This is a genomic window from Listeria tempestatis (assembly GCF_963575625.1).
GTDB lineage: Bacteria > Bacillota > Bacilli > Lactobacillales > Listeriaceae > Listeria > Listeria tempestatis.
On record NZ_CAUYTK010000004.1, the window covers coordinates 17,291 to 36,378 of the forward strand.

General features: G+C 38.8%; 16 protein-coding genes. 1 reads left to right on the plus strand and 15 read right to left on the minus strand.

Annotated elements, in window-relative coordinates:
* Nucleotides 1-18 precede the first annotated feature (18 nt).
* From R8923_RS06715 to R8923_RS06785, 15 genes are all read right to left on the minus strand, one after another.
* Nucleotides 19-1,197, minus strand: a complete 1,179-nt coding sequence (locus R8923_RS06715) for a nitrate/nitrite transporter (protein WP_485872002.1) — start codon at nt 1,195-1,197, stop codon at nt 19-21.
* Between the two features lie 111 nt (nt 1,198-1,308).
* Nucleotides 1,309-1,959: a response regulator transcription factor gene (locus tag R8923_RS06720; RefSeq protein WP_485872003.1), complete on the minus strand. Its 651-nt coding sequence runs from the start codon at nt 1,957-1,959 to the stop codon at nt 1,309-1,311.
* Nucleotides 1,956-2,993 (minus strand): sensor histidine kinase, encoded by a 1,038-nt coding sequence (locus R8923_RS06725; protein WP_485872004.1) that lies wholly within the window; start codon nt 2,991-2,993, stop codon nt 1,956-1,958. The genes R8923_RS06720 and R8923_RS06725 overlap by 4 nt, the downstream gene beginning before the upstream one ends.
* Entirely contained in the window at nt 2,977-3,459 is a 483-nt protein-coding gene (locus R8923_RS06730) for a GAF domain-containing protein (protein WP_485872005.1), read from the minus strand. Before R8923_RS06730 ends, R8923_RS06725 begins: the two co-directional genes overlap by 17 nt.
* Before the next feature lie 64 nt (nt 3,460-3,523).
* The gene (gene narI / locus R8923_RS06735) at nt 3,524-4,201 is read right to left on the minus strand and encodes a respiratory nitrate reductase subunit gamma (RefSeq protein ID WP_485872006.1); all 678 of its coding nucleotides are present in this window, start codon (nt 4,199-4,201) and stop codon (nt 3,524-3,526) included.
* On the minus strand, nt 4,191-4,766 hold the full coding sequence (gene narJ, locus R8923_RS06740; RefSeq protein ID WP_485872007.1) for a nitrate reductase molybdenum cofactor assembly chaperone: 576 nt from the start codon (nt 4,764-4,766) through the stop codon (nt 4,191-4,193). Before narJ ends, narI begins: the two co-directional genes overlap by 11 nt.
* Entirely contained in the window at nt 4,759-6,324 is a 1,566-nt protein-coding gene (narH, locus tag R8923_RS06745) for a nitrate reductase subunit beta (protein WP_485872008.1), read from the minus strand. The genes narJ and narH overlap by 8 nt, the downstream gene beginning before the upstream one ends.
* Nucleotides 6,314-9,988, minus strand: coding sequence for a nitrate reductase subunit alpha (locus R8923_RS06750; protein WP_485872009.1), 3,675 nt, complete (start codon nt 9,986-9,988; stop codon nt 6,314-6,316). Before R8923_RS06750 ends, narH begins: the two co-directional genes overlap by 11 nt.
* 158 nt (nt 9,989-10,146) lie before the next feature.
* On the minus strand, nt 10,147-11,109 hold the full coding sequence (gene cobA / locus R8923_RS06755) for a uroporphyrinogen-III C-methyltransferase (RefSeq protein ID WP_485872010.1): 963 nt from the start codon (nt 11,107-11,109) through the stop codon (nt 10,147-10,149).
* A gap of 2 nt (nt 11,110-11,111) precedes the next feature.
* A complete protein-coding gene (nirD, locus tag R8923_RS06760) occupies nt 11,112-11,426 on the minus strand; it encodes a nitrite reductase small subunit NirD (RefSeq protein WP_485872011.1) in 315 nt (104 codons plus the stop codon).
* Nucleotides 11,423-13,828, minus strand: a complete 2,406-nt coding sequence (nirB, locus tag R8923_RS06765; RefSeq protein WP_485872012.1) for a nitrite reductase large subunit NirB — start codon at nt 13,826-13,828, stop codon at nt 11,423-11,425. Before nirB ends, nirD begins: the two co-directional genes overlap by 4 nt.
* Nucleotides 13,829-13,924: 96 nt before the next feature.
* Nucleotides 13,925-14,362 carry a precorrin-2 dehydrogenase/sirohydrochlorin ferrochelatase family protein gene (locus tag R8923_RS06770; protein ID WP_485872013.1) on the minus strand — a complete coding sequence of 146 codons (438 nt, stop codon included), beginning with the start codon at nt 14,360-14,362 and terminating at the stop codon, nt 13,925-13,927.
* Nucleotides 14,363-14,364: 2 nt separating this feature from the next.
* Complete coding sequence (locus R8923_RS06775) at nt 14,365-15,069, minus strand: sirohydrochlorin chelatase (RefSeq protein WP_485872014.1); 705 nt, start codon at nt 15,067-15,069, stop codon at nt 14,365-14,367.
* Nucleotides 15,070-15,205: 136 nt separating this feature from the next.
* Nucleotides 15,206-15,910 carry a DUF2238 domain-containing protein gene (locus R8923_RS06780; protein WP_485872285.1) on the minus strand — a complete coding sequence of 235 codons (705 nt, stop codon included), beginning with the start codon at nt 15,908-15,910 and terminating at the stop codon, nt 15,206-15,208.
* Between the two features lie 222 nt (nt 15,911-16,132).
* Complete coding sequence (locus R8923_RS06785) at nt 16,133-16,777, minus strand: redox-sensing transcriptional repressor Rex (protein WP_485872286.1); 645 nt, start codon at nt 16,775-16,777, stop codon at nt 16,133-16,135.
* A 283-nt stretch (nt 16,778-17,060) separates the two neighbouring features.
* Between R8923_RS06785 and R8923_RS06790 the strand changes: the two genes are divergently transcribed.
* On the plus strand, nt 17,061-19,022 hold the full coding sequence (locus tag R8923_RS06790; protein ID WP_485872015.1) for an ABC-F family ATP-binding cassette domain-containing protein: 1,962 nt from the start codon (nt 17,061-17,063) through the stop codon (nt 19,020-19,022).
* The last annotated feature ends 66 nt before the right edge of the window (nt 19,023-19,088 follow it).

A 19,088-nucleotide genomic window follows, 5' to 3' on the forward strand; every position in this document is an offset into this window, starting at 1 on the left:
TGTTGGAAGGGCATTTTTTTATATATTTTGTCTGCTCATCTTTGGTCGTATATAAACCATCCATACAACGATGAGACATAGAAATGCAAAGATAGCTAAGAAAACAAAGCCTAATGCAAACGAACCTGTAGACTCTTTAACTGCGCCAAGAACAAGTGGTGGGAAAAATCCGCCAAGTCCTCCTGCTGCACCTACGAAGCCTGTGACGGCTCCTGTATTTCCTTTTGAAACCATTGGAACCATTTTAAATACGCCCCCATTACCAAGTCCAATTGCTAAAGCCGTAAGGAAGATGCAGGTTGTAAAAATAACATAATTTTCTAGTAAAATAGCCATTATAAGCGCGAATAAGATAACAAAAATAAACAATCCGCTAAGTAATTTGGTTGGATTCATTTTATCTGCCACTACTCCGCCGACTGGTCGCATTAATGTTGCAACAGCAGCAAAGGCAGCTGAAACTAGTCCAGCGTTTACAGGATTCATTAAAAACTGATCGGACATAAAGGATGGTAAATAATTGCTTAGCGCAACAAATGATCCGAACGTCAGAAAATAAAAAAGTGATAAGAACCAAGTATTTTTATCCTTTACTACCGAAAGTTGTTGAGAGAGTGTTTTCTTTTCTTTAGAGATTGGCATTTCTTTTGCTAAAATAGCAAATAAAACAATAATGATTACGAGTGCAATAATGAGTGAATAATAAATCCAATCAAATCCCCAGTTGCTATTAATTCGAGGAATAATTAAGCCAGCAAGTGCGTTCCCAATGTTCCCCATACCGGCAATACCGAGAATAAGACCTTGCTTTTCAGGTGGAAACCATGCGGATACATACGAAATGGCAATTGCAAACGTTGTACCAGCCATCCCAAGCAGTAGCGCAAGAAGAATGAGAAGTGGAAAAGACTGCACCGTGGGAACAAAAATTAATGGTAAAATAATGAATATCATTGTCCCAATGTATACTTTCTTTCCTCCCAGTCGGTCACTTAATATTCCCATTGGAATTCGCATGATTGAACCAAGCAAAACAGGTGTTGCAATTAAAAGGCTTTTTTGCGATGCTGACAAATTAAAACTTATAGCAATTTGATTTGCGACAGGTGATAAACTTGCCCAAACCATAAATGATACGGCCATCGCCACGGTTGCCATAACAAGTGCAATAATTGAATCTTTCTTCGAGTTAGACATATCTAATTCCCCTTTATAATGTTTTATCTCCTTTAATGATAATCTTTTCACAAGTAATCATCTATAGGGGAAATACCTAAAAAAAAAGACGCTATTTTTTTAAATAGCATCTCATAAATCAATTAAATTTTTCTTGATGGCATAATGAACAAGTTCTGTTCTTTTTTCAAATTCAAGCTTGTGCATAATACTCGTTTTATGCGCCTCAACAGTTTTTACTGAAATGAATAATTTTTGTGCGATTTCTTTATTACCATAGCCTAGAGCAATGAGAGGCAAAATCTCCTGTTCCCGGTTTGAGAGTAATTCATATGAATTAATTTTTTCTTCCACTTCATGATTGGATAAAAATTCTCGAACTAGAGCTGGCGCAACACTTGGGTGAATATAAATCCCGCCAGAATGAACAGCACGAATGGCTTCTAGCATCTCCTCATCATGCGCATTTTTAAGTAAGTAACCAGATGCCCCGATTTTAAGTGCACGAAACAAGTATTCTTCATCATCATGCATCGTCATAATGAGAACTTTTACTTGAGGATACTTTTCTTTAATTTTTTTCGTTGTCAAAAGTCCGTTCTCCCCTGGAGGCATACTTAAATCCATTAAAACAACATCTATTTCCATTTGTTCGAATTTAAGCATGGCCTCTAAACCGTCAGCCGCATCACACACAACCTCCATATCATCTTGTGTGTTAATAATAAATGACAATCCTCGCCTTACAACAACATGATCGTCTGCAACCATAATTCGTATCATAAACTATCAACCCCTATTTTGACTATCACTTCTGTGCCTTTTCCAAGATTAGAATGAATGTTACAGGTGCCACCGCAAAGTTCCACACGTTCTTGCATATTTAACAAGCCTAGCCCAGAACCTTTGATTTCCATATCTGCCATTGTAAAGCCGATACCATCATCAATAATTTCTAAAATTAGTGTATTCTCTCTTTTTCGAAGCGTCACCACTATATCATCTATATCCGCATATTTCGCTGCATTAAGCATTGCTTCTTGAGCTACACGGTAAAGCGTCGTTTCAATCATGGAAGGGAAACGTTCATTTTGTACATCCGATATAAGGGCTACTTCCACGCCGAATATTTGTTCATAGCGCTTACAATAAGACTTTAAGGCCGAGTATAATCCTAGATCATCCAGTGCGGCTGGACGCAAATCAACTGCCATATTACGAATTTCTGTTAATAAGTTCGCGACAGAAGTTTCGACATCATCCATTTGTTTATCAAATGCAGCCCCTTTTTCCATATATTTGAGTTTCCTTACTTCCATGAGTGCACTATACATCTCTTGGGCAATCCCATCATGTAGCTCACGCGATAATTTTTTTCGTTCATTTTCATGCGCGTTTAATACATATTTTGTTAATGTTGACTTTTGCAGTTGCTTCGCTGTTTCCTGTTGCTCAGTCAAATTACGTAAAATGAGAACACATCTTTCCTTTTCTTCATCTATTACAGAGAAACTGGCACTATATGGAATCTCAAGACCATTTTTTAGCTTTATATAAATCTGGAACGAGCGACCGTTTTCACGCTTTTTGATGTGACAGTCTGAACATGAATGCTCAGCAACTTTTGATGTGCAGCCTTTACAAACGTAACAAAAACTACTAATTTCCTGCCAATCCACTAAGGCCGCATTAATTAGTTGCTCCGCTGCCTGATTTTGTTTAATAATTCTTTGCTCATAATTCATAATAAAAACCGCATCGCTCGTTTTCTCGAAGAAAAGCTGAATAAGATGAGGATGCTCAGCGAATGTATTCATCTGAATTATCCTTTCCGTTTATAAACTGTTTAAGCTTAGGTGCGAGCTTGGATGCCACTCTTTCAAGTTGTTCCAATTTGGCATTTTCAATTTGGGTTTCTTTTCGGTACCCACCAAGAAAAATGGCTACTACTTCTTGTTCGATTAAGATGGGGATTGCTAAAACGGAAACAAGATTTTCAGTAATAGCAATTGGATATTCTTCTAAAGCACCCTTCATTTCTTTTTTTAAATTGGTCACTGTCATGGTTCTTCCTGTCTTCCAAACAATACCCGCGATCCCTTTACCAACTTGTAAAACAATTTTTTGATAGCGATTATTGCGATTTCCAGAAGCAAATAGCCATCTAATTTCTTTGCGAGTTGTTTTGCTTGTATTCATCGCAATGCTAAGGAAATCCACAGATAAATCCAGCCTTGCTTCTATTAAAAAGTCCGTAATTTCTTTGGCTAATTCATTATTCATCTTTGCGCCTCCCGTAGTATCTTACTACTACTATAACGCAACTTAAATAAAATGAGTAGTCTCTTTATGATGGATTTTTCCGATAAATAATATATCTTCTCTTTAGATAACTGAGCGGGACACTCCATGCATGAACAAGTCGCGTATACGGAAACAATCCAAAAATGATAAATGTACTCAAGATGTGAAGTTTAAAAAGAAGTGGGATGTCCTTCATCAAACTTGCGTCTGGTTTGAACATAAAAATCTGTCTAAACCATATGGAAATAGATTCACGGTAATCAAAACCAGGTACTTCTTTTGTGCCAAATAAAGTGCTTAATATTCCTAGAAGCACGGTTAATAGTAAGGTGATATTCACGATAATATCCCCTGACGAACTAAGTCGTCGCACACTTTTATGGCTGAGCCGTCTGTACGTTAGTAAAAACATACCTAAAAAAGTCATCACACCAAATACAGAACCAATACCAACCGCAACAGTGTGATAGGCATGTTCGCTTATCCCCACTGCTTCCGTCCACGTTTTTGGAATAACTAAGCCAATAAAATGTCCGCCAATAACAAATAAAATACCAACGTGAAAAAGAATACTCCCAATCATTAATTGCCGCTTCTCAATAAGTTCACTAGATTTTGCTGTCACACTAAATTGATCATAACGGTAGCGAAAAATATGACCGACAATAAAGCTTATAAAGACGAGATATGGCAAAATAGCCCACAAAAAATTATTCCACATGAGCTGATCCCTCCTTTTTAACCATACATGCTCTTAGCTCTATCCGTAATGCCTCAATTAATGAAGCATACGGATGATTTTCTTTTTTTAAATTTTGAAGTAAAAAGTATGTCCCGTCTTCGACGACACCAAAAGAAACTTGTAAGTCTTGAAATCTTTCATCTTGATACCAGTCACCCGCCTCGTAAAACTCAAGCATCAATGGTAAAAAATCCGTTAATTCTTCGTCTACTGCGAGCAAGCCAAACATTTCATACAAAAATTTCAATTTGGCAAGCATTTGTCCACGCTCTCTTGCATCTTCAAATTTATAATATGTCATATAAAGGGAGAGTTTTTTCGTAAAGTCAAAACTTTCTGTGTAAAATTGTTCGACTTCGAAAAGACGTTTTCCTTCTAAAAACAGCCAAAATGTTTGAAGATGCTTTTTTGTTTCAGCTTCAGCACATTCTAGATTTCCGAGCACATAGCGCTCATTCATAAATTGTTTTTCAGGGTAATCTAGTAAATTCGATAGTTTCCCAAAAATGGCTCGTTTTTCGTTTAAAATAGATGCATTAATCACGCCAAATCCCCCCGTAGAAACTTTCTTCATACATTTCTTGTGTTGTTTTGCCATCTGTGTGTGCTTGCATTATTTGTGTATGTTCAGGCGCCAAACTACAACCGCTACAAGCATCACTAAATCCAGTTTCCCCTTGCGCACGATATGTGTCCATGTATTCTTCCTTATGACTTGTTGGAATAACAAAACGATCCTCGTATTTAGCGATGGCAAGTAAACGATACATCTTCTTCAAGTTTTCCTCTGTAAGACCAACACGTTCTAGCCTTGTAACATCAAACTCTTTTCCAGATGAGACATTACGCATATAAAGGCGCATCATGGCCATTTTATGGAGTGCTTCTTTTACAACCGACGTATTGCCCGCTGTTAAAATACTCGCTAAATAATCGACAGGTAAGCGCATTTCTTCAATAGCTGGGAAAATCATATCTGGATTTTGAATGGAATCTTTTCCTTCAAAGTAATTCATAATCGGTGATAGTGGTGGTACATACCAAACCATTGGCATTGTCCGATACTCGGGATGTAGCGGGAACGCAATTTTATATTCTTTTGCCATTTTATAAATAGGCGAATTTTGAGCCGCTATAATCCAATCTTCCGCAATGCCGTCTTTTCGTGCCTGTTCTATTATAGCTGGATCATTTGGGTCTAAAAATAAATCGAGTTGTGCCTCGTAAAGTTCCTTTTCATCTTTCGTTTCTGCTGCTTCTTTTACACGGTCAGCATCGTATAGCATCACACCTAAATATCGAATGCGACCAGTGCATGTTTCTGAGCAAACCGTTGGAAGACCCGCTTCGATTCTTGGGAAACAAAACGTGCATTTTTCAGCTTTATTCGTTTTCCAGTTAAAATAAACTTTTTTATAAGGGCAGCCAGTCATACAATAGCGCCAGCCGCGACACGCCTCTTGGTCAACTAAAACAATGCCATCCTCATCGCGTTTATACATCGCACCACTTGGACACGATGCCACACAGGCCGGATTTAAACAATGCTCACAAAGACGTGGTAAATACATCATGAACGTTGTTTCGAAATTAGAACGAATTTCCGATTCGATTTTCTTCATATTAGGATCTTGTGGTAGTGTATTCGGTGCCCCAGCCAAATCATCTTCCCAGTTTGGCCCCCATTCAATTTCCATGTTAGCGCCAGAAATAACGGATTTTGGTCTTGCAACAGGTTGATTTTTTCTTTGCTCTGGGGAAAATAAATTTTCATAATCATACGTCCATGGTTCATAGTAGTCTTTTAACTCTGGCATATCTGGATTATAAAAAATCTTCCCAAGTGCAACCTTGCTCCATTTTGAGCCCGATTTTAATTCAAGTTTTCCTTTTTTATTTAAAGTCCAACCACCCTTATATTCTTCTTGGTCTTCCCATCTTTTCGGATAACCCACTCCTGGCTTTGTTTCTACATTATTAAACCACATATATTCTGCACCAGGTCGATTTGTCCACGTATTTTTACATGTCACACTACAAGTATGGCAGCCAATACATTTATCAAGGTTCATTACCATTCCAATTTGCGCTTTAATCTTCAAGCCAGTTCACCTCTTTTAGTTTTCTCACATTTACATATAAATCTCGTTGATTTCCAATTGGTCCGTAGTAGTTAAAACCATAGCTTAGCTGTGCATACCCACCGACCATTTGTGTTGGTTTCACATGAATTTTTGTCGGTGAATTATGACTTCCACCTCGGTTTCCAGTTAAAATGCTGCCTGGTACGTTCACATGTTTGTCTTGCGCATGATACATAAACATTGTTCCTCTAGGGATTCGGTGACTCACGACCGCTCTTGCAGTTACGACACCATTTCGGTTATACACCTCTAACCAATCGTTATCTTTTATCCCAGAAGCTTCGGCATCTTCATTATTTAGCCATACATTTGGTCCACCTCTGAAAAGGGTTAACATGTGTTGGTTATCTTGGTACATACTGTGAATATTCCACTTCCCGTGCGGTGTCAAATATCGGAGCGTTAGCGTATTTTCGCTCACTTCTTTTTCTACATCATCTCTTTTGGCAAAAACTTGAGGTGGTAGTGTCGGTTTGTATATCGGTAAGGCTTCGCCGTACTGTAAAAACAGTTCATGATCAATATAAAATTGCTGCCTTCCTGTGAGCGTCCGAAACGGAACTAAACGTTCAATATTGGTTGTAAACGGAGAATAGCGTTTTCCGTTCGTATTTGAACCTGTGAAAACGGGCGTTGGAATCACCTCGCGAGGTTGTACCGTAATACTTTGGAATGTAATTTTTTCTGCCTCACGGTCTTTTGCGAGATCTACAAGCGGTATACCCGTCATTTCTTCCGCACTTTCCCATGCGCGTACAGCTACTTTGCCATTTGTGGCACTTGAAATTCTTAAAATGGCATCCGCAACTTGACGCTCATCGCTAATGATTGGCTTACCATTTTTAATTGTGTCATCCACATATGTGCCATTCATTTGTTTGATTTCCTCATATTCTGGCGCCACTGAAAACTGTGTCCCGTGCGCACCAACTAGACCGCTTGAGACGTTAGGACCAAACGAAATAAACTTATCGAAAATTTGTGTATAGTCACGTTCTACGACTTGGAAAATCGGCATTGTTTTCCCAGGAATTGCTTCAATTTCGCCTTTCTTCCAGTCTTTAATTTCCCCGTATGGCTGCGCAATTTCTTTTTCTGAGTCATGACCAAGCGGGAGCATCACAATATCTCGTTCTGGTTTATCAAAAATATGGTGCGCCATTTTTGAAAATACTTGTGCTAAATCTTTAAAAATATTCCAATCCGATTTTGATTCCCATAGCGGGTTAATAGCTGGATTAAATGGATGGACAAATGGGTGCATATCCGTACTTGATAAATCCGTTTTCTCATACCATGTTGCTGCTGGTAAAACAACATCTGAATACATTGGTGTTGCTGTCATTCGGAAATCAAGAGTGACAAGTAAATCTAACTTTCCGCGCACTTCCTCATCACGCCACACCATCTCTTCTGGACGAAACTCATCATTTGGTTTGGACAGCAAATTATCAGTTGTTCCTAGCAAATGTTTCATAAAGTATTCTTGGCCTTTACTACTAGAGGACATCAAATTAGAGCGCCAGACGAAAAGACCTCTTGGGAAGTTGTCTGGATTATCTGGGTCTTCTACAGCAAATTTTGTTTCCCCAGACACTAAATCTTTCACAAGTTCCTGAATTAGCTCTTCATTCGTTTTTTCTGGTGCTTTTTCTCCGTAAGATAGTGAGCTTTTATTAAATTGCGGGAACGATGGTAGCCAGCCAAGGCGCGTGGCTAAAACATTGTAATCAGCTGGGTGCTTGTATCGCAAATCTTTTGCAAGTGGCGATTTTAGTGCGGCATTTTCCATCTCCTCATATTTCCATTGATCCGTTGCAAAATACCAGAAACTAGTACCATTTTGCTGACGAACAGCCCCTTGCCAGTCTTTTGCAAAAGCAACCGTTTGCCACCCTTCAATAGGACGGCATTTTTCTTGACCTACATAATGCGCCCAACCTCCACCATTTACGCCTTGGGAGGCAGTTAAGATGACTAAGTTTAAAATGGAACGATAGATAGTATCGCTGTTAAACCAGTGATTAATTCCAGCCCCCATAATAATCATGGAACGACCTTTTGTATCAATTGCATTTTGGGCAAACTCGCGGGCAACTTGTGTGACGATGCTTGCTTTTACTCCAGTGATTTTTTCTTGCCATGCTGGTGTATAGAAACTATTTGCATCATCGAAGCTTGAAGCAGCAAGTGTATCTCCTTGAAATGCCTCAATACCATATTGGCTTAGCATAATATCGTAAACCGTTGCAACAAAACGTTTTGTGCCATCATGAAGTGTTACTTCTCGAACTGGGATGTGACGCCAAAACGTGCCATTTCCTGATTCATCAAAAAATGGAAAAGCAATTTTTTCAATATTGCCTTCTTCTTTTAATGAAAGTTTTGGTGAAATTTCTGTACCATCCTCATTTTCAAGGCTTAAATTCCACTTTTCATTTTTATCCCAGCGCTGTCCAATTGTGCCGTTTGGCGTTGATATTTGGTCAGTTTCCGCATTAATAAGGCATGTTTTCCATTCTCCGTGTTCACTTTCCACACCCAAATCTGTTTCACGAAGGAATCGACCTGCCTTATAGCCCTCTTTTTCTTCATCAAGAAGGATTAAAAACGGTAAATCCGTAAATCGCTTAGCATAGTTCAAAAATAAAGCTTCTTTTTTCTCCTGATAAAATTCTTTTAAAATAACATGTGTCATTGCTTGCGCAAGTGCTGCGTCCGTGCCAGGATTTGGCGCGAGCCAGTTGTCTGCAAATTTTACATTTTCAGCATAATCTGGCGCAACTGCAACCACTTTTGTTCCTTTATAGCGAACCTCTGTCATAAAGTGGGCATCTGGTGTTCTCGTTAGTGGTACATTGGATCCCCACATCATAATGTAGCCTGCATTGTACCAATCGCTCGATTCAGGGACATCCGTTTGCTCACCCCAAATTTGCGGGGAAGCGGGTGGCAAATCTGCATACCAATCATAAAAACTTAGCATTTCACCACCAAGCAATGTAATAAAACGCGAACCTGCCGCATAACTAATCATTGACATTGCAGGAATAGGTGTAAAGCCCGCCACGCGATCTGGTCCATATTTTTTAATGGTATAAAGTAGCATCGCGCTAATTAACTCATATGCATCATGCCAGGAAACACGAACTTGCCCACCTTTACCACGTGCACTTTTATAAGCGGCTGCTTTTTCTGGATCTTCTACAATACTTGCCCATGCCGCCACTGGATTAGGATACTGTTTAAGCGCATTTTGCCACATTCTCCAAAGTAAGCCGCGAATATACGGGTACTTCACCCTAAGTGGACTGTATTCATACCAAGAAAAACTTGCACCACGCGGACAACCACGGGGTTCAAATTCTGGCATATCCACACCACAAGACGGATAATCTGTCGCTTGATTCTCCCAAGTAATAATTCCATTTTTAACAAAAACTTTCCAACTACAAGAACCCGTGCAATTGACCCCATGGGTTGTTCTCACCACTTTATCATGAGCCCATCTATCGCGATACATTTTTTCCCACGAACGGCTTTTTTCTTCTAAAATTGTCCAATTTCCATTAAATTTTTCGGTTTTCTTAAAAAATTTAAGTCCTTTTTTTCGATATTTCACGATTCTCACCTCTGCTTATAAAATAAGAGACTTTCTTACTTTCAACTATACTTTTTACCTATAGATTTAAACATTAGGGATTTCTCTAATTATGCTGAAAAGAGACAAATGGCAAATGGCGTTAAACCACCATTTGCCATTTGTCTCGGTATCGCTTATTAACAATTTGTTTGAAACAATTCCTTGCTTGTTTCATTTTCAAAATAAATATCTGTGAAACCTTTTTCTTGAAGAAATTTATTCGTCAAATCATCAAAACGTTTATCGCGATTTGGACCGACTTGAATAAACCAAAAATCAGCACCGCGGGAAGTAAATTCTATCATTTTATCAAAAGAAAAAGCATTTAGAGAAACATACAAAATACGTTTTCCAAAAAGAGGAAGCTTTTCAAACCAGCTTTCTGGTGGCGCCTTACGTACAACCTCACTAGCGATTATTAACGCTGGATTTCTAATTTCCGACTTTGCCACAATCCTCTCGATAGTCTTTAACGTGCCAACTAATTTTTGCTGTCTTCCGTAACTGCCCCACGAGATAATGGCAACGGGCAAGTCCAAACTTACATCTTGTTCCAAAAGCTTTTTTTTAATAAAAGGAAGATTTTCCATGCCCATGTAAAAACATGCCGTTCCGTGTTCCGTAAACGCAGCTAGTTGTGCGCTTATGAATTCATCCCCCTTACAATGTGCGGTTGAAAACGTCACATGACGACTATCATCCCGGTCGGTAAGTGAAATCCCTGCATACGCTGCAGCGCCTGATGCGGCTGTGATTCCTGGTACAATTTCATATGGCAATCCTGCTTTTTCTAAACAATCCATTTCCTCTTTCACCCGGCCAAATATACTCGGATCCCCGCCTTTCAAACGAACTATCTGCCCATTTGTATGACCATATTTCACTAATGCCGCATTGATTTTTTCTTGTTTCATTGCATGATGATAGGGCTTTTTACCACAATAAATAAGCTTTGCAGACCTTTTCGTCAATTGTAAAAAAATGGGATTAACGAGGCGATCATAAATAACAACATCTGCTGTTTTTAACAGACGCATTGCTTTCATTGTCAAAAGTTCTGGGTCACCAGGTCCTGCCCCAACTAAATAAACTTTTCCCATAACTACACCAGTACATAGACGAGATCATCTAAAACGTCTACTTCATAAGTCGCAACACAACCCTCATCTGGTTCCTGAACCAAACCGTCCTCTAAAGAGATTTTATAGTCGTGTAGTGGACAAAAAACGAAGTCACCAGAAACAGTTCCTTCCGCTAAAGGCCCATTTTTATGCGGACAAACGTTTCGAATCGCTTTCACTTTGTCATTGCTTAGTCTGAAAATCGCAATTTTTTCATCGCCTGCCAAAAATTCATAACCCATTTGCTTTGGTAAATCTTGAATATTGCCCACTAAAAATCTTTGTTTTGTGCTCATTCTTCTGTACTCCCAACTGTATAAAGTTTTTTCTGTAACACTTCGTCCTCACGAACTGCCTTCCAAGGCTCATCACGCTTTCCAGCTTCATTTAGCGCATCTAAAAGTAACGCACGTTTTTCTTTATCTAACAACACACTTTGAACGTGTTCAAAACCAAGCCGCTGCATCCAAGGAGACGTTCGTTCCGCATAAATACCAGTTTCTCGGTAATACTGAATCATCGCACCACAAATTTCGATAACTTCTTCTTCGGTCTCTACAATCGTTAGCAATTTGCCTTCTTCAACCGTTGTTCCGCCGTTTCCTCCAATATAAATTTGGAAGCCATTTTCAACACCAATGACCCCAAAATCTTTGACGCCACTTTCTACGCAGCTTCGCGGACAAGCTGAAACACCCATTTTAAACTTATGCGGGGTGTCGATAAATTCATATCTTTCTTCAAGCTTAATGCCCAACCCCATCGAATCTTGCGTACCAAAACGACAGAAATTTTTTCCAACACAGGTTTTCACAGAGCGAACTGCTTTCGCGTATGCTTCAGCGGATTTCATATCGAGTTCTTCCCAAATTTTAGGCAAGTCTTCTTTTTTCACGCCGTACATACCAATACGCTGGCTCCCAGTTACTTTTACAAGCGGAACATTATATTTTTCTGCCGTTTTAGCAATTAAAAGCAGTTGCTCCGGACTTGTTTTACCGCCGCGCATTCTCGGTATAACTGAGTAAGTTCCGTCATTTTGAATATTGGCATATAGCCGTTCATTGACGTAGCGCGATGCTTTTTCATCTTCATGCTCACCTGGAAAAGCAACATTCAAATAAAAATTAATGGCTGGGCGACATTTTGAACACCCTTCTTTTTGTTTAAAACTAAGTTCCCGGTAAACTTCTGAACTGGACTTCAAACCTCTTTTATGAATTTGCAGCACAATTTCATCACGCGATAGGTTTGTACAACCACAAATGCCAGTAGCCGCCTGAACTACTTCGCCGCCAAGCGCAATCCCAAGTAAATCATGCACTTTATCTTTACATTTCCCACATGACCCGCCTGCTTTAGTCATTTTAGTCACTTCAGAAACAGATGTTAAATGATGTGTGCTTATGGCTTCTAAAATAGTACCTTTCGTAACACCATTACAGCCACAAACGGTTTCGCTATCTTCCCAAGTTGAGACATCATCACTTGTGTCATCATTTGGCGATGTAAGTAGTGACACGGGGCCTAAATCACTAATATCTAATTTTTGCGTAATCATTTTTAAAAAGCGATTTTCATCTGCCGTATCTCCGTATAAAATTGTCCCCACCACACGACCATTTTTAATAAATACTTTCTTGTAACTATTGTTCCACTCATCATGTGCTTCAATCGCTTTTATTTCATCATCCGTTTTTATGAGTCCTGCTGAAAACAAATCACAGCCAGATACTTTTAACGCGGTGTGCGTCATACTTCCTTTATAGCCTTCGGTTTCTTTCCCAGTTAAATAATCGGCTAATACCTTTCCTTGTTCGTATAAAGGGGCTACTAAGCCATAGCAAGTTCCTTGATGCTCCACACATTCTCCAAGTGCATAAATATTGGAAACGCTCGTTTCTAAATAATCATTAACAAGAATGCCACGATTAGTAGCAATCCCAGCTGCCTCGGCAAGTGCTTTTTCTGGTCTTATGCCAATTGACATGACAACCAGATCGGTATCTAAAGTTGTCCCGTCAGAAAAAGCTAATCCACTAACATGCTTTGTTCCAAGAATTTTTTCCGTTTTTGTTGCCATTTGGAATTTTAGTCCTTGTTTTTCTAAATCCATTTTTAATAGTTGTCCAGCTGCTTCATTTAGTTGCATTTCCATTAGCCAGTTTTCTAAATGCACTACTGTAACATCCATTCCTTGATCGACTAGGCCTTTTGCAGCTTCTAATCCGAGAAGTCCACCGCCAATAACAGCCGCCTTTTTATATCGATTCGCATAATCTAAAATTTTTTCGGTGTCCTCGATTGTCCGAAATGCGACAACACCTTCTAAGTCGGCTCCTTCGATTGGTAAAATAAACGGGCGTGAGCCTGTTGCCAAAATACATTTGTCATAGCTCACCGTTTTACCGTCAGCCAGTTCAATCATTTGCGCTTCTGAGTCTAGGCGGATTGCCCGATTATCATTTAGTAGCTCGATATTATTTTCCGTATACCATTCAAGTGGGTTTGTAATCGTTTCGTCCACTGTCATCTTTTTTTGCAAAATATTGGATAGCATGATTCGATTGTAATTAGGATATTTTTCTGCTCCAATTATCGTGATGTCATATCGATTTTGGTCGCGTTCTAAAATTTCTTCTATACATCTAACACCCGCCATGCCATTGCCAATTAAAACTAATTTTTCCTTTTCCATGCCGTCCACTCCTAATTTGTGATGTTATGAACATAATATGATACATATTATCACCTTTTAGGATAGCATTAAAAAAAGAGGGAAAGAATTAGGGATTTACCTAAACTTTTCCTCTAAGGATTTTTTAAATTGTAAGCTGGCGTTTGGGTTGCCGTCTCGGCTTGCGATTCCAATTTGGAAATTTTGATACTTGGCTAGGGCGACATTTTTAAAATCGCTTTCTGTTTTGTCGCTCACATCATTTATCCACTGGAAAATTGATTTTTCGCGACCAATGGTTTGATTGATGGTGGCATCATTTGTGCAAGCGAAAATGAGGTGGGCCTCAAGCAAATCTTCTTTTTCATAGATCTTTTTAGCAAAAGTAAGGTTGGGAGCTTTTGGAAAATCACTTCGAATTTCTGGTGCTACGACATGAATGCGGCAATTGGGTTCTTCTTTTAACAATCCTTCTACTTTTCGTTTTGCGATTCTTCCTCCACCGATGACAACGATTCTTTTATTTGTAAGTGACAGATTAACGATATAGCCCATTTTTAAAGCTCCTTCCTAATTTCAGTTATGATAAGATCTTTCAAGTCATCATCTAAATTAAGCGAAGGTAGAATAGTCGCCTCTGGAAATTTTTCATGCACAGCTATTTCGATTTTAGAAACGAGTAATCCATCTAAAAGGAAAAAAGGATATATGAGCAACTCACCTTTTTCTTGCTGTAAAATTTCCATATACGGCTTTTCACCATATAAGAAAGCGGATTTTGTTTTAATGCCTAGTTGTGCTTCTACTTTTTGACAAATTGCATGTAATTTGGCAGGAATTTCAGGATACTTCGCTGAGCCATGGGCAATGAAATAAAGTGTTGTCATTTTCGTATGTACATGCATACAAATTCTCCGGACTAAGATATTTTCAATGCCTGGCATTTCAGCTAACGGCGATACTATTTTAAATGTAAGGAATGGTCTTTCTTTTGTGGATTCCGCTAAGGCACGCGGAATATCTTCATTCACATGAGTAGCTGTAAAAAGCAGTAATGGAATGACGATAATTTTTTCAACACCTTTTTTGGCTAAATCATTGATTCCCCATTTAATGGTTTGCTCATCGCCTTCTAAAAAAGCTGTTTGTTGCGGGATTTCATTTCCCAAAAGAGGATATATTTCAGATGTAAATCGGGATACCTTTTCATTATTATGCGCTACACGACTTCCATGTGAAACATATAAAATTCCAGTTCTCATTTTAACACTCCGCTCTTTAAAACCTGTCCTCTCACTATAAATTGAGGCTACACAAAATGTCTATTAGGGAAAATCCCATTTTCAATAAAAAACGTTGAGGTACAGTTATTAACCGACTTCAACGTTTTATAAAGGTTTATTTTGTTCGTTTAAATTCGAATTGTTTCATCCACGGACGACCTTTTTTTAGTGCTAAGTATCCGATAATGGCGATTACTAATGCACCAATAATATCTACAATCACGTCTGTCATGGTGTCTTCGAGAGCAGCCCGCCCAACGAGTGGCGTTCCGTTAGAGAGTTCAAAACGCTGCATGTTTAATCCTAAAATAGCGTCAAACGTATATTCATAAACTTCCCAAAAAGCGCCAAGCGTTACTGCAAAGCAGAAGGAAAATATTGCAACAAAACCAGGTTTCATATTCACAACGACTTTATCATTCGCATTTAGCAAGCTAACAAAGGAAAATCCTATCGCACCTAGCATTGCGCCACTGAATGTGTGTAAGATTTTATCCCAATGTGGAACGTTCGAGTAGAATTGTTGAATGGTCCCAAGATAAATCGATGCATATAGAAAAACGATAAACATAAGGTAAACAAGTCCTGGAATTTCAAATTTAAAGCGTCTAGAAACAATCGATGGCAATGCTAAAATGATAATTCCTAAAATAATTTCTACTAATAAGAAAATATAATCGCTTCGGAGCGTCACTTTCGGACCATCTGCTGGCTGTACTGTTGGGGCCGTAAAAATTTCAAAAATTGTTACAATCATCGAGATTCCCATGGATACAAAAATAAAAAGGGCGACCCACTGCGTCCAATTTAATTTTTTCAGTCGTTTCATTCTTTTCACCTCTTATCGAAAACAAGCACATTTAAGTGCTAGCCAAACTGATGACAGTTGGTAATCTTCATCGTAAAAGCCTCCGCTTTGGTATTTGGCTTTATCGAAAGTCGCATCATTTGCCATCAGTTTGGTTTTGCGTAAAATATTTTGTTTTACTTTAATTTGAAGACCATTTTTATTTAAGCTAATAAGGTCAGCTATTCCATTATTTTAGTTTTTAGATGGATAGTTTTCTAAGAAGTAGATAAGCGTTTGTAGTTCAGTCGTTAAATCAATGTGGTGGACACGTACTTGTTTAGGCACACTAATTCGTGCTGGTGTAAAGTTTAAAATGCCCTTCACGTCTGCTTCGATAAGTTTGTCCACTGTTGTTTGTGCTTCATCAGATGGTACGGTTAAAATAACTACTTCAACATTATTTTCTTTTAAAATTTCTTCCATATCATTTAAATGATAAATCGGAATATCTTGTTGAACGCTACCTACTTTTGCAGGATCCACATCAAATGCGGCACATACTCGAATATTATTGTTTTTCATAAAGTTATAATGAAGTAGCGCGGTTCCAAGATTCCCTACTCCAATTATGGCAACGTTAGTTTCTTTATCTTGGCTGAGTGTTTTTCCAAAAAAGTCTAGAATGTAAGATACGTTATAGCCATATCCTTTTTTACCGAGTGCGCCAAAATATGAGAAATCGCGGCGAATTGTTGCAGAATCCACTTTTACAGCTTCACTTAACTCTGCTGAAGATACGCGCTCTTTTCCTGATTCATGTAAGTATTTCAAATAGCGATGATATAGCGGTAAGCGTTTTGCTGTCGCCTGTGGAATTTTTGTCGTTTCATCCATCATGCCAATTAGTCCCTTCTTCCTGATAAAATATAGTTCGTTTTCAAGCATTCTAACTGTTCTCTCGTTCACATGCTTGCTTATATACTATAAACATTTCACATAAAATGCACAAACTTTTTGCTCACATATTTAGAAAACCTTTATTTTACCAGCTTTTATTTTATTCCTCTACTTACATTGTAACGTAAAATCACAATTAATGCTAATGATTTCACAAGACTAAATGTGTGATTGCAACAGACACGTCTTTAAGATAAACTAGAAAAGGATGGGAGAGAAAAATATGATTCTTTTACAAGTACAACAAATTGCCAAGTACTTTGGTGCTGAAACAATTTTAGAAAATATAAAATTAGAAATTAAAACGAATGACCGTATTGCTCTTGTCGGCAGAAACGGGGCGGGGAAATCTACGCTTCTAAAAATCATTGCGGGGCAAACTGGCTATGATGCGGGGCAAATTTCAAAACCGAAAAATGTGCGAATTGGCTATTTAGCACAAAATACGGGACTTGAATCCAGCAAAACGATTTGGAATGAAATGCTAACCGTTTTTGAAGATTTACGTAACATGGAACGCGAGCTACGCGAGATGGAATTAAAGATGGCAGATGGCGACATGTATGCAGATGCTCTGGCTACAAAGCAAGCTTTAGATAGTTACGATGAGCTGCAACACCTTTTCAAAGAACGGGGTGGTTACACGTATGAAGCCGAAATTCGTTCCGTGCTTCATGGGCTCCATTTTTTCGAAGAAGATTATGAGAAATTAGTCGCGGCATTAAGTGGTGGCCAGAAAACGAGACTTGCACTTGCAAAACTACTTTTATCCAAACAAGATCTTTTAATTTTAGATGAACCAACGAACCACCTTGATATTGCAACGCTTTCGTGGCTCGAAGGGTATTTGCAAAATTATGCAGGCGCGCTTCTCATCGTTTCGCACGACCGCTACTTTTTGGACCGGGTTGTGAACCAAGTTTATGAAATTTCCCGCACAAAAATCACGCATTATGTTGGAAATTACAGTCGTTTTCTTGTTTTAAAGGAGGAGCAGCTTGAAAAAGATTGGAAGGAATTCGAGAAACAACAGACGGAAATAGCTAAATTGGAAGACTTTGTTGCTCGTAATATCGTCCGTGCGTCAACCACTAAACGGGCGCAAAGCCGGCGGAAAAAACTGGAGAAAATGGACCGCTTAAATCGGCCAGAAGGAAATGAAAAAGCGGCCCATTTTGGATTTCAATTTGACCGCATCCCTGGAAACGATATTTTATTTGTTGAAGATGTGGCCATTGGTTATTCGAAAGAGCAATTGGTGGCGCAAAATGTTCGGTTTGAAATGAAGCGCGGTGACAGTATTGCACTAGTTGGGCCAAACGGTATTGGCAAGTCCACCCTTTTAAAATCACTCATTCGTGAAATCCCTGTTTTGAAGGGCGATTTTCGCTTTGGCGCTGGCGTTAAAATCGGGTATTACGACCAAGAGCAAGCTAAGCTTTCTTCCAAAAAAACGATTTTACAAGAACTTTGGGATGAATATCCGGAACTAGATGAAAAGGCTGTCCGCACGACACTTGGAAATTTTCTTTTTACAGAAGATGATGTGTTAAAAATTGTAGATACGCTTAGTGGCGGTGAGAAAGCCCGTCTTGCGCTTTCTAAGCTAACGCTACTTGGGGCGAACGTGCTTATTTTAGATGAGCCGACCAACCATTTGGATATTGAAAGTAAGGAAGTTTTAGAGGCGGCGCTGATTGATTTTGAGGGTACCATTTTATTCGTTTCGCATGACCGTTATTTTATTAACCGCATCGCACAAGATATCATTGAACTTAGTCCAAACGGGGCAACGCGTTATTTGGGCGATTATGATTATTATCAGGAGAAACTCGCGGAAAATAAGGAAATTGCACGTCTTGAAATGGAAGAAAAGCTTCAAAATGGCAAGTTCCCCTTACAAACTGAAAACCCTTCTAATAAGGCAGCTTACCAGCAAAGTAAGGAAGCACAAAAATTATTACGACAAAAAACACGAAAGCTCGCTCTTATTGAGGAAAAAATGGAAGAATGTGACGGAAAAATCGCTTCGCTCGAACATGAATTGACACTTCCATCGGTTTTTAACGACCACGAAAAAAGTTTTGTGATTACTGAAGAACTAGATGCTATAAAACAAATTGCTGAGGCGCTTATGGCTGACTGGGAAATCGTAAGTGAGGAAATAGAGGAATTGAATGCATAAAAGAGTTCGTCCATGTCGGGCTACTAGCAGATGATGAAATTCGCACGCATTGCATTCTTAACACTA

What these genes read in the sequence shown, in the direction of transcription:
- R8923_RS06715 (WP_485872002.1), bottom strand. Translation starts at nt 1,197, where the DNA reads ATGTCTAACTCGAAGAAAGATTCAATTATTGCACTTGTTATGGCAACC.
- R8923_RS06720 (WP_485872003.1), bottom strand. Translation starts at nt 1,959, where the DNA reads ATGATACGAATTATGGTTGCAGACGATCATGTTGTTGTAAGGCGAGGA.
- R8923_RS06725 (WP_485872004.1), bottom strand. Translation starts at nt 2,993, where the DNA reads ATGAATACATTCGCTGAGCATCCTCATCTTATTCAGCTTTTCTTCGAG.
- R8923_RS06730 (WP_485872005.1), bottom strand. Translation starts at nt 3,459, where the DNA reads ATGAATAATGAATTAGCCAAAGAAATTACGGACTTTTTAATAGAAGCA.
- narI (WP_485872006.1), bottom strand. Translation starts at nt 4,201, where the DNA reads ATGTGGAATAATTTTTTGTGGGCTATTTTGCCATATCTCGTCTTTATA.
- cobA (WP_485872010.1), bottom strand. Translation starts at nt 11,109, where the DNA reads ATGGGAAAAGTTTATTTAGTTGGGGCAGGACCTGGTGACCCAGAACTT.
- nirD (WP_485872011.1), bottom strand. Translation starts at nt 11,426, where the DNA reads ATGAGCACAAAACAAAGATTTTTAGTGGGCAATATTCAAGATTTACCA.
- nirB (WP_485872012.1), bottom strand. Translation starts at nt 13,828, where the DNA reads ATGGAAAAGGAAAAATTAGTTTTAATTGGCAATGGCATGGCGGGTGTT.
- R8923_RS06770 (WP_485872013.1), bottom strand. Translation starts at nt 14,362, where the DNA reads ATGGGCTATATCGTTAATCTGTCACTTACAAATAAAAGAATCGTTGTC.
- R8923_RS06775 (WP_485872014.1), bottom strand. Translation starts at nt 15,069, where the DNA reads ATGAGAACTGGAATTTTATATGTTTCACATGGAAGTCGTGTAGCGCAT.
- R8923_RS06785 (WP_485872286.1), bottom strand. Translation starts at nt 16,777, where the DNA reads ATGATGGATGAAACGACAAAAATTCCACAGGCGACAGCAAAACGCTTA.
- R8923_RS06790 (WP_485872015.1), top strand. Translation starts at nt 17,061, where the DNA reads ATGATTCTTTTACAAGTACAACAAATTGCCAAGTACTTTGGTGCTGAA.